The organism is Marivita sp. S2033, assembly GCF_046592965.1.
Taxonomy (GTDB): Bacteria; Pseudomonadota; Alphaproteobacteria; order Rhodobacterales; family Rhodobacteraceae; genus Marivita.
In genome coordinates, this window is sequence record NZ_JBISBV010000001.1 from 44,066 (window position 1) to 53,451 (window position 9,386).

Genomic DNA, 9,386 nt, shown 5'->3' on the forward strand with positions numbered 1-9,386 from the left:
ATCCGTGAACAATGACGCTGGCAATCGCTTGACCCGTGAAGGCATCCGCATTCACAGCCCGTCTGACTTTGCCGGAATGCGCAAGGCCGGCGCGCTTGCCGCCCGGATACTCGACGATGTGGCCGACCATGTTTTTGTCGGTCAAACCACCGGAGCATTAGACGATTTCATCCGCACCAGCGTGGAAAACGCGGGCGCGAAATCGGCGACGATTGGGTACAAGGGATATCAGCACGCAAGTTGCATCAGCGTGAACCATGTGATATGCCACGGCATTCCCGGTGACAAGAAGCTCAAGGACGGCGATATTCTCAACATCGACGTGACCGTTATTGTCGATGGTTGGTTCGGTGATACAAGCCGCATGTACGTTGCCGGAAAGCTGAGCCGCAAGGCAGAGCGGTTGGTTCAGGTCACTCATGACGCCCTGTTCAAGGGGATCGAGGCCGCAAAGCCGGGAAACACGTTCGGCGATATCGGACATGCTATCCAGACCTTTGTCGAAGCCCACCGCATGTCTGTGGTGCGCGATTTCTGTGGCCACGGGTTAGGGCGCGTGTTTCATGCGCCGCCCAACGTACTGCATTACGGGCGCGCCGGCACCGGACCCCGACTGGAAGAAGGCATGTTCTTCACCATCGAGCCGATGGTGAACCTCGGCCGTCCTGAAACCAAGGTTCTTGCCGATGATTGGACCGCGGTGACCCGCGATAAATCCCTCTCGGCCCAATTCGAACATTCCATCGGAATCACGTCAGACGGATGCGAGGTGTTTACGCCCTCTCCCGGCGGTCGGTTTCATCCAACTTACGAATCCTGACCGGCGTTCAAATGGTCGACGCCCTTCCGACGCGCATCCTGTCCATAGGGTCAAGCTGCATCAACCGGTTCCAGTTCGAGCATTTCATGACGCGGCACCCCGCCACGGCACCGTCGTTCGTCAGAGGTTTGTTCGACTGGAATATCGCGTCTCTCGATGCGACGCTCAACATAATGCGGCTGGCGACCGAAGGCGCTCTGGAAGAGATTCTGGCCGATCCAGACCGGTATTACGTCGGATGGGACGCGCTGATTTTGAACACCGGTCTGCCGGGGTTTTCGTTTTTTCACGAAACGGACCCCGCAATCACCCTGAAACATGCCGCGCGACGCAGTGCCTTCTTGGGCAAGGTTGCACATCTTTCCGCGCCGTTCACGTTTGCGGTAAGCGCGGCACACACCCATCTGGTGTGGTCCAACGTGCAACCCAACTTGCCGGATACGGTCGAAAATGTTTTCCCTTGGGAAGCGTTTCGCCTGACCAGAGAGCGCTACACGCTCGCCCGCAAACTCGGCCGACAAATCTTTGGGCAACAGACAACCTTTTCCTTCATCACGACGCGCGAAGATGTCGAAATGGCGGTTACCGAGCACGCCGATGTTCACGTCTTGGATATACGCCGCGATGAAACCTATGAGGGTCCGCCCCTGCTTTATGAAGAGATGTTGAATGGCATTCTGCGACCCTAAACTCCGGCGCGCTCTGCGGGTGGGGTCGTTTGTCGCTTTCCCTGACCGTCGCGCACCGCTAAACCGTGGTCCACAGCGGAGGCACAGATGACAAAGATAACACCTCAACCCGGCATCATGGACATCGCTTTGTATGTTGGCGGCATCTCCCATGTCGACGGTGTGTCCAATGTGGTGAAGCTCAGTTCGAACGAGAACCCCTTCGGCCCCTGCCCTGCCGCGCAAGAAGCGGTGCGCCGGTCGGTACTGGAACTGCATCGTTATCCCTCGACCGACCACGCCGGACTCCGCAACGCCATTGCGGACGTGCACGGCCTCAATGCCGACCAGATCATCTGCGGTGTCGGCTCAGACGAGATCCTGACGTTTCTCTGCCAGGCCTATGCCGGACCGGGCGATGAGGTGATCCACACCGAGCACGGCTTTGCGCTCTACAAGATTTGCGCTCTTGCCTCCGGCGCAACGCCTGTCGAAGTGCCCGAGCATGAACGTGTGACGGATGTCGATGCGATCCTGTCGGCCTGCAATGACAAAACGCGGATTGTCTTTATCGCCAATCCCAACAATCCGACCGGCACGATGATCGGCTTGGCAGAGATCGAAAGATTGGCGGAAAACCTGCCGGCGCAAGCTCTTTTGGTTCTCGACGGTGCGTATGCCGAGTTTGTCGAGGGCTATGACGGCGGCGCGGCACTGGTGGAAACGCGCGACAACGTCGTGATGACGCGAACGTTCTCCAAGATCTACGGTCTGGGCGGTCTCCGGATCGGGTGGGGCTACGCTCCGAAGGCCGTGATCGACGTGCTTAACCGCATCCGCGGCCCGTTCAACCTGTCAGGAACTGCCCTTGCCGCCGCCGAGGTCGCAGTGCGCGATACAGCATATATCGAAAAGTGCCGTTTGGAGAACACACGCTGGCGCAGTTGGCTTGCCGAAGCACTGGCCGAGCATGGTGTTCCGTCCGACACGTCGATGGCAAACTTCATTCTGGCCCGCTTCAGCGATGCCGCCGAAGCCGACGCGTGCAATGAATACCTGCAAAAGCAGGGGCTTATCGTTCGCCAAGTCGGATCGTACAATCTACCTCACGCGCTTCGCATCACTGTCGGTGACGAGGCCAGTTGCCGCCGGGTGGCGCACGCAATCGGGCAATTCAAGGCAGGTGCGCGATGACCCAGACCTATGAGCGCGTCGCTCTGATCGGCTTGGGATTGATCGCATCTTCGATGTTCTGGGCGATGAAACGCGCGGGCGCGGCGCGCCATGTCACCGGCTATGCGCGCAGTTCCGAAACCCGCGATACCGCGCGGCGCATCGGCCTGTGTGACCAGATCTGCGACACTGCAATCGAGGCGGTCAAAGACGCCGATCTCGTCGTTCTTGCCGTGCCGGTCGGCGTTATGGGGCACGTCGCGGCAGAGATCGGGCCTCACCTCAAACCCGGAGCGACGATCACCGATGTGGGATCGGTCAAGCGCCAGGTGATCGACGACGTGTCGCCGCATGTTCCTGAAACCGTTCACTTTGTTCCCGCACACCCGTTGGCCGGAACCGAACATTCCGGCCCCGAATCGGGGTTCGCCACGCTGTTTGACAACCGCTGGTGCCTGATTGTGCCGTCCGAAAATAGCGACACGCGCGCGGTCGAAACGCTCGAAGCATTCTGGCGGGCGCTCGGCTCGAATGTGGACGTGATGGACCCGGATCACCACGACCTTGTCCTTGCCGTGACGTCGCATTGCCCGCACCTGATCGCCTATACGATGGTCGGAGTGGCCGATGATCTACGGCGTGTCACCGACAGCGAAGTCATCAAGTATTCGGCTGCGGGTTTTCGCGACTTCACGCGCATCGCGGCCTCGGACCCCACAATGTGGCGAGACGTTTTCTTGATGAACAAAGACGCAACGCTGGAAATCCTCGGACGCTTCACCGAGGAATTGTTCGCGTTGCAACGCGCCATCCGACAAGGGGACGGTGATCTGCTGCACGATTATTTCACCCGAACGCGCGCAATCCGGCGCGGGATCATCGAAGCTGGACAGGACACGGCGGCGGCGGATTTCGGACGGTCCAGATAGGAGGCGGAATGCGATTATTCAGTAGTTTGGTGAGCGCTTGCATGTTGATCGCGGGGGTTGCCATTGCTTCGCCCGACACCTCCTTGCGCCCCCTCGCCCGGCCGGAAGTGCTGGAAACAGCCTTGGCCAGCCAACTTGCCCGCCAGTTCCAGCGCGAGAGCTATCCAGATCACAATAGCATCCCCTTAGTGGCCAGTACCGCACATCATCGCGCTTTTGCAGCATTCTCACCGCAAGCGACCGGTCTTTCCCTTCGTCCTTTCGTGCGCCCAGATGCCATCGTCAAAAAGGCGATGGCCCAACGCCAGATGCGCGCCAAGGGTGCCGTTTGCGGCGATCCTGCCATTCAGGGAGAGACAGTCGGTCTTGTTCCGGGACGGATATCGGGGTGCGGCGTGAATCAGGGCGTTCGCGTGCGGTCTGTGTCGGGAGTGAGCTTGAGCCAACAGGCGGTTATGGATTGCGCGACCGCACAGGCTCTCAAACGCTGGGTCGACACGGGCATGAAACCCGCGGTCGGCACGTATGGTGGAGGCATCACGCAAATCAGGGTCGCCGCGCATTACTCTTGCCGGACCCGGAACAACCAGCGCGGGGAAAAAATAAGTGAACATGGCAAGGGGCGGGCGATCGACATCGCGGGTTTCCGTTTGCAAGACGGGCGCAGTGTGTCGTTGCTGGACGGGTGGGGCGAAACGGGCACCGGTGCGATTTTGAAGAAGATGCATCGCAGCGCCTGCGGAATCTTTGGGACCGTTCTGGGCCCGGCCGCAAACAAGTTTCACCGCGATCATTTCCATTTCGACACTGCGCGATATCGAAGCGGCTCATATTGCCGCTAGCGTCATTGGTAAGACCGGACCAGGCTTTCCGCCACCAATGACCACCCGTTCGCCACGACGAAAAACGCGAGCTTGAACGGTAGCGATACGATCGCCGGCGGCACCATCATCATTCCCATCGACATCAGTACAGCTGCGACAACCAAATCGATAACCAGAAATGGCATAAAGATCAAAAACCCAACCTGAAATGCGCGCGCGAGTTCCGAGAGTAAAAATGTCGAGATCAGGATTGAAATCGGTGTATCGGCGTTGGGCTCGGTCAGTTCGAGATCAGATCGTATGCGCGCCATGGTCGCGAACGTATCGGGATCGACCTGTGCTGCCATGAACGCCCGAAACGGTTCAAAACCGCGCCGAAATCCTTCCTCCGCTTCAATCTGCTCATCAAGCAACGGCTGAACGCCCTGCTCCCACGATTGCAGAAGAACTGGCTCCATAACGAAGAATGTCAGGAACAGCGCGATACTGACGATCAGCATGTTCGGTGGTGATTGCTGCAACCCGATGGATTGGCGCAAAATGGACAAGACCGTCAAAATGAACGGGAAGCACGTGACTGTCACGACGATCCCCGGCGCGACACTCAAGACCGTGATCAAGGCAATCAATTGCAGCGTCGTGCCAGCCACCGACCCGCCACTGCCAAAATCGAGCGATATACTTTGGGCGAAGGCCGGACCAGCCGATAAAAGGCACAGACACAGTGCCGTCGATACCGCCCTTGTCATGGCCTAGTCACGCGCTTTGCCGAAATCGTTAACTTCAAGCAAACGCACGGAAATCTGGCCCTGCTTTTCTCCGGCACCGGCGATTTCAAGAACGCCCGTGCCGATCAACCGATCCCCGACATAAAGGTCCACCGGATCCTCGACACGCTTATCCAGTACAAGGATCGAGCCCTCTTCCAATTGCAGCAAGTCTCTGACCAATGGCCGGGCACGGCCTACAGACACCGTTATCTCGATCGGCACCGTCGTGAATGCCGCATCGGACCGCTGCTTTTCGAGCAAGTCGCTTGATTTATCCATGCGAACGAACCTCCGTTTCCTTGTGTATTACGGAACTCACTGCTTGAGTGATTTCGCGCACGGCTCCAGCCAGATCGATGGAAAGCTCCTTTTCGCCCAGATGTATTTCGGCCTGACCTTCGGCGACGTTCGTCGATTCAGTCACGGTTACCGGCAAACCACCTGCCCAATCGCTGAGCAATTTCGAAACCTGTTCGCCCGAGCCGGGCGAGACAACTATCGATATCGTTGTGGTGCCTGTTTCCTTGGCCAAACTCGTCAATTTATCGCAGATATGCGCTCCAAGCGTGTCCTTCGCGAGTGCAGGCAACATCTTCCGCATGATTTCATCAAACAGCGGCGTGAGATTGGATAGAACCTGCGCGTGCACGTCGTGATAGGTAAACGAAAGATCCTGCAAATTTTGCGAAAATGCGACAGACAACTGTTCTGCATCGTCTGACTTGGCTTTGATCGCATCGTCCCAGCCCGCTCGGTAGCCCTTGTCAAACGACTCCAACCGTTCTGTTTCCAGCATTTCATCTGAATAGGTCTCCATCGAACCTGGGTTGGTTGATGTGCCGAAATCTTCTAGATAAACGGTCATTGCGGTCATCTTGCATCCTCCGCGTTCGGCTCATCAAGCCAGCTGCGCAAAACCTCGACGGTTTCACTGCGCCGCTCTTCAATCAGGGATTTCAAACGAGACACCGCATCCTCAGCTGACGATCCATCCTCTCCGGACTGTGCATTCCTCAACACGGGCAGCGACATGTCTCCATCCGGCTCGATGGTTCCCGTCAGAACCGGCATCGCGTCGTCAGACTGTGGTCGATCGATCGCAGACAGATTTGACGTTCGGCGCGACGAAAGGAGCAGCGGTCGAACGACGAACAGACCCAGAACCAACGCAACCACGGCCAAAACAGCGATCTGAATCATCGACATGGCATCCAGCCGGCCAGCGAACCAAGGGGTGGGAACCGGAGAGGAACCCAAGACTTCGCTCGCTTCGAATGACAAGGATTTGAGAGTGATGACATCGCCTCGCGCTTCGTCATATCCAACTGCCGAAGCAACTAGATCGCGCAGCGCTTCAACTTCTTCGTCGGGCATTGGAACAAAGACTTCCGCTCCTTGGTCATTGATTTCGGTCTTGCCATTCACCAATGCTGCGACGGTCAAGCGCTTGATCGCTCCCGGAGCCTTTACGATCTCGCGGGTGGTTTGCGAAACCTCGTAATTCAGACGCTCGCGCGTCTCCGAACTTTGGCTGGTCTCTGTCTCCGATCCGTTGGCATCACCATCCGGCAAGTTTGATGCAACCGTAACATCGCCCGAACCCGCGTTTTCCGACTGATCTGAGCGTTCTTCGGTATCGGAGCTGATGACAAAGCGACTGTCGGGATCAAAACGCCGCTCTGTAATTGCCTCGCTTTCCATGACCCTATCAATACTGACTTCAACAACAGCGTTCCCACGACCAACGCGCGCTTCGATCAAACGAAGCACCTTGTCGCGCAGGGATTTCGTGCGTTCTTGGTCGTTCATCCCTGACATTGCATCGTCTTGCGATGACAAAAGTCCAGCTTGGGCATCGACAATCGCCACGTCTGTCGGCGCCAAACCAGCTACAGCCGAAGCAACCAAATGCCGGATGGCCTGTGCCTGTAACTGGTCAATTCGACCGGACCGAGCCGTCACATGGACAGAGGCGCTCGGCGAGAGATCGCGACGGAAGGGGCTGTCGCTGCCCGTTGCGATGTGCACGCGAGCGCTGGCGACGTCCGGCGATGACACAATCGTTCGGGCCAGTTCTCCCTCTTTCGCACGCAGATAGGCCGCGTCGAACATCTGCGAGGTCGTTCCGAACCCGGTCAGGTTGTCGAGCAGTTCATAGCCTTGACCCGAACTTGCGGGAAGACCTTCGCTGGCCAGGGTCAACCGCAATTCATCACGTTCCGCGTCGGAGACGAAGACGGAATTGCCGCGCACTTCGAATGCCGCGCCCCTCTGCTGCAAAGCTTGAACGACTTCGCCTGCCGCAGCAGGGTCGAGCCCGGAATATAAAAGAGTCATTCTCGGCTGTGTCACCAATTGGGACATGCCAAGAACTGCTAGAAAGATTGCGATCGTCGATCCAATGACAACCAATTTGCGTGCGGTGTTCAAACCGTTCCACACTGCCAGTATTTGCTGCACCTCTACCCTCCGACCCAAAAACATTCTGTTTCTTTGCTAAGACCCCTTATTGCCGCTTCGTGTTAACAATCGGTTAGTGCCTGACCGATAAAAGCATGATCGAGACTCATGAAGTGGACTGGATGATGGCAGCGGCGGCTGAAAGCGATGACCAAATACAAAACGGAGAGGCGCAAAAATCATCGAAGCTTGGCCTTATCCTGTCGGTCGCTCTGTGCTTCCTTGGAGCGGGGCTGGGATATGTCGGCGTCTCGACGGGCGTGATTCCAATCGGGGGCGGCGAAAAAACCTCGCCCGGTCCGACCCAATCGGTTGAAGAGCGTCCCGATATCGCCTTCGTACCAATCCCCACACTGATCGTGACGCTCCCTCCGGATGCAAAAAACGATCACCTGCGGTTTTCCGGGCAGATCGAGGTTCCTGCAGAATATAAAAGTGATGTCGAATTTCTGTTGCCCCGCATTCAGGATCTCATGAACGGATATTTAAGAGCATTGACAGCAGAAGATATCGAAGGTGTAGGCGCTTTATTCAAAATTCGACTGCATCTTTTTCGCCGGATCGTCATGGTGGTGGGCCTGGGTAAAGCCAATGGCCTCATGGTGACAGAATTCATACTAAATTGAGGGGTTCAGATGGATCTTGTCGCAGATATCCTATTGGTCGCCGGCGCGCTTGGTGCGGGACTATATTGTTTCGTTTTATCACGCCGCCTAACCAAATTTACCGATCTCGAGAATGGTGTAGGAGCAGCTGTCGCGGTTTTGTCCGCACAGGTCACCGATCTGCAATCCGCGCTTGAGGCTGCTCAAGGCACTGCATCTCACTCAAGCGATACGCTAAAGAACCTGACCGACCGCGCAGAAGGTGCCGCCAAACGCCTAGAGCTGATGGTCGCCGCGTTGCATGATTTGCCGCAGGCTTCGGAAGAGGTGTCGCCGCCCCCGGCCGAGCCGGTATTTTCACGTTATTCCGGAGATCCACGATGAAAACCGACAGCCATCGCAAACGCCCGCGGAAGGCCAAGCCGGCGAAAGGGACACTCGCGATTGTGGGGACGCTGCTCGTTCTGTCGGCGCTGTTGCGCATTTCAACTGAGGCGGGTCAGGTGATTGCAAGCGAAACGGCCCAACAATTGCCTGAAACGACTGACGTCCCCGCAAACAAGGACTTGGCCAGACCCGAGCATTTAAATGTCGCGCTGGCCGCGATCAAAGAGAGAGAGGCGCGTCTCGTTGAACGTGAAAAGGAAATCGCCGAGCGCGAAGAGGCTGTTAATGCCGCCGAAACCGCTATAGAAAAGGAGCTCGAAAAACTGGAGTACGCCGAACAAAGCCTGCGAAAGACAATAAGTATTGCATCTGATGCGGCTGAGAACGACGTGGCGCAACTTACCCAAGTATATTCAAACATGAAGCCAAAACAGGCGGCCGCATTATTCGAACAAATGGACGCCAGCTTCGCCGCCGGTTTCCTTGCTCGAATGCCTCCCGACAGCGCGGCTCGAGTGATGGCTGGGCTTACACCTGAAAAAGCTTACAGCGTCAGTGTTGAGCTGGCCGGTCGAAACACAGGTATAAAACTCGAATGATACTGTTATGTGTATTTCGAGAACCCGTTGTTGGACAAATCTTGTGACAACAGTCTGTATTAATAGACTAGTCGGTCGGTTGGCAGCCCGCAGGTTTTCGAAGTTCTACTCCAAGTTCTTGCCTTGGTGAACAACCCGAAAGAAGTGCCAG

The 9,386-nt window shown here is 56.9% G+C and carries 12 protein-coding genes; 8 read left to right on the plus strand and 4 right to left on the minus strand.

Annotation, left to right across the window (positions count from 1 at the left end; genetic code table 11):
- The first annotated feature begins 4 nt into the window (after positions 1-4).
- The 5 genes from map to ACGKZZ_RS00245 all read left to right on the plus strand — a co-directional run bounded on the left by map (position 5) and on the right by ACGKZZ_RS00245 (position 4,432).
- Positions 5-820, plus strand: a complete 816-nt coding sequence (gene map, locus ACGKZZ_RS00225) for a type I methionyl aminopeptidase (RefSeq protein ID WP_411221419.1) — start codon at positions 5-7, stop codon at positions 818-820.
- Positions 821-831: 11 nt separating this feature from the next.
- Entirely contained in the window at positions 832-1,509 is a 678-nt protein-coding gene (locus ACGKZZ_RS00230) for a hypothetical protein (protein WP_411221420.1), read from the plus strand.
- An 87-nt stretch (positions 1,510-1,596) separates the two neighbouring features.
- Positions 1,597-2,682, plus strand: coding sequence for a histidinol-phosphate transaminase (gene hisC, locus ACGKZZ_RS00235; RefSeq protein WP_411221421.1), 1,086 nt, complete (start codon positions 1,597-1,599; stop codon positions 2,680-2,682).
- Positions 2,679-3,590: a prephenate/arogenate dehydrogenase family protein gene (locus tag ACGKZZ_RS00240; RefSeq protein ID WP_411221422.1), complete on the plus strand. Its 912-nt coding sequence runs from the start codon at positions 2,679-2,681 to the stop codon at positions 3,588-3,590. Before hisC ends, ACGKZZ_RS00240 begins: the two co-directional genes overlap by 4 nt.
- 263 nt (positions 3,591-3,853) lie before the next feature.
- Positions 3,854-4,432: an extensin family protein gene (locus ACGKZZ_RS00245; RefSeq protein ID WP_411221423.1), complete on the plus strand. Its 579-nt coding sequence runs from the start codon at positions 3,854-3,856 to the stop codon at positions 4,430-4,432.
- A 2-nt stretch (positions 4,433-4,434) separates the two neighbouring features.
- Here the strand turns inward: ACGKZZ_RS00245 and fliP are convergent, their stop codons facing one another.
- Genes fliP through fliF form a run of 4 tightly spaced genes read right to left on the minus strand, consistent with a single transcriptional unit; the run spans position 4,435 to position 7,644 of the window.
- The gene (fliP, locus tag ACGKZZ_RS00250) at positions 4,435-5,163 is read right to left on the minus strand and encodes a flagellar type III secretion system pore protein FliP (RefSeq protein WP_411221424.1); all 729 of its coding nucleotides are present in this window, start codon (positions 5,161-5,163) and stop codon (positions 4,435-4,437) included.
- A 3-nt stretch (positions 5,164-5,166) separates the two neighbouring features.
- Positions 5,167-5,463: a FliM/FliN family flagellar motor switch protein gene (locus ACGKZZ_RS00255; RefSeq protein ID WP_411221425.1), complete on the minus strand. Its 297-nt coding sequence runs from the start codon at positions 5,461-5,463 to the stop codon at positions 5,167-5,169.
- Positions 5,456-6,058, minus strand: coding sequence for an ABC transporter ATP-binding protein (locus ACGKZZ_RS00260; protein ID WP_411221426.1), 603 nt, complete (start codon positions 6,056-6,058; stop codon positions 5,456-5,458). The genes ACGKZZ_RS00255 and ACGKZZ_RS00260 overlap by 8 nt, the downstream gene beginning before the upstream one ends.
- Complete coding sequence (gene fliF / locus ACGKZZ_RS00265; protein WP_411221427.1) at positions 6,055-7,644, minus strand: flagellar basal-body MS-ring/collar protein FliF; 1,590 nt, start codon at positions 7,642-7,644, stop codon at positions 6,055-6,057. The genes ACGKZZ_RS00260 and fliF overlap by 4 nt, the downstream gene beginning before the upstream one ends.
- 95 nt (positions 7,645-7,739) lie before the next feature.
- On the opposite strand from fliF, the gene fliL reads away from it, so the two are divergent.
- From fliL to ACGKZZ_RS00280, 3 genes are read left to right on the plus strand one after another with little or no spacing between them, the layout of a single operon-like run.
- Positions 7,740-8,270, plus strand: a complete 531-nt coding sequence (gene fliL / locus ACGKZZ_RS00270; RefSeq protein WP_411221428.1) for a flagellar basal body-associated protein FliL — start codon at positions 7,740-7,742, stop codon at positions 8,268-8,270.
- A 9-nt stretch (positions 8,271-8,279) separates the two neighbouring features.
- Entirely contained in the window at positions 8,280-8,633 is a 354-nt protein-coding gene (locus ACGKZZ_RS00275; protein WP_411221429.1) for a hypothetical protein, read from the plus strand.
- Positions 8,630-9,235 carry a MotE family protein gene (locus tag ACGKZZ_RS00280; protein ID WP_411221430.1) on the plus strand — a complete coding sequence of 202 codons (606 nt, stop codon included), beginning with the start codon at positions 8,630-8,632 and terminating at the stop codon, positions 9,233-9,235. The genes ACGKZZ_RS00275 and ACGKZZ_RS00280 overlap by 4 nt, the downstream gene beginning before the upstream one ends.
- The last annotated feature ends 151 nt before the right edge of the window (positions 9,236-9,386 follow it).